The following is a 1,367-nucleotide window of genomic DNA, read 5'->3' on the forward strand; positions in this document are numbered from 1 at the left end:
ACGATCTGGAAAAGGGACAGCAGCGCCATGAACAGGCTCGCGCCCTGCCCGCTCGCCGTCGCCCGCAGCGCCTCCGTCACCTCCGACGGCACCGAAAAGTACACGGTGTCGCCCTCGGCACCCTCCCGTTCGGCGGGCCGGCCGTGGTCGGTCGGCAGCTCCAGGGCCGGTACCCCTGCGAGACGCTCGCGCCAGTACGCCAACTGCCTCTCCAGGAAATCCCCGCTGAGCTGCTCCCGCTGCCAGGCGGCGAAATCCGCGTACTGCACGGGCAGTTCGGGCAGCGACGCCACACATCCGGCGACGGCAGCCATGTACAACTCGCGCAGTTCGCGGGCCAGGATCCCGGAGGACCAGCCGTCCGAGACGATGTGGTGCAGCGTGATCAGCACGTACTGGTCGTCGTCAGCGATGCGCACCACGTCAACCCGCAGAAGCCGCCCGCCGTCCAGCTCGAACGGTCGCCGCGCCTCGGCCGCCGTGATCTCCAGTGCGGCCCGCTCCCGGTCGGCCGTCGGGACGGTCCGGACGTCGTGCTCCACCGGAGTGACCGACCATGGTGCGTCCACGATCTGCGCGGGACGGCCTGATTCGTCCGTGACGAACCGGGTCCGCAGCACCTCGTGCCGGGTCACGAGACCGGTGAACGCCGCACCCAGTGCACCGGCGTCGAGCGTGCCGCGCACCCGCAGGCCGAACGGCACGAGGTATTCGGCGCTGCCCGGCGTCAACTGGTCCAGGAACCAAAGCCGCTGCTGCGCGAACGACAGGGGCAGTGAACCGCTGCCGCGGTCGAGCGGTACCAGCGGCGCCTCGTCGGCCGTCCCCAGCTCTCGCACGACCCCGGCCAGTGTGGCCGGGGTGGGCGAGGTGAAGAGGGCACGCACCGGGACGTCCAACCCGAGCCGCTGCCGCAGACGCGACGTCACCTGTGTCGCGAGCAGTGAATGTCCGCCCAGTTCGAAGAAGTTGTCGTGGATGCCGACGGTGTCGACGCCGAGGATCTCGGACCAGATCGCGGCAAGGGTGCGCTCGGTGTCCGTCCGGGGTGCGGTGTAGGTGGTGGCGAGTTCGGGGCGGAGGTGGCCGGGCGCGGGAAGGGCCTTGGTGTCGACCTTTCCGTTGGGTGTCAGGGGCAGTTGGTCGAGGGGGACGTAGGTGCTGGGGACCATGTAGTCCGGCAGTTGCCGCTGCAGGTGAGTGCGGAGTTCGGACGCGTCGGGGTCGTGTCCCGGGACAGGCACGATGTAAGCGACCAGACGCTTGTCCCCGGGTGTGTCCTCGCGGGTGGTGACGGCGGTGGTGTGGATGTGGGGGTGGGTGTTGAGGGCTGCTTCGATCTCGCCGAGTTCGATCCGGTAGCCGCG

The 1,367-nt window shown here is 69.7% G+C and carries 1 protein-coding gene; it reads right to left on the bottom strand.

Annotation, left to right across the window (positions count from 1 at the left end; all coding sequences use genetic code 11):
* Positions 1-1,367 (bottom strand): condensation domain-containing protein (locus tag ABZY11_RS44530; RefSeq protein ID WP_356484625.1); only part of this gene is annotated, 1,367 nt, incomplete at both ends.

Source organism: Streptomyces sp. NPDC006510 (assembly GCF_040611955.1).
Classification (GTDB): Bacteria; Actinomycetota; Actinomycetes; order Streptomycetales; family Streptomycetaceae; genus Streptomyces.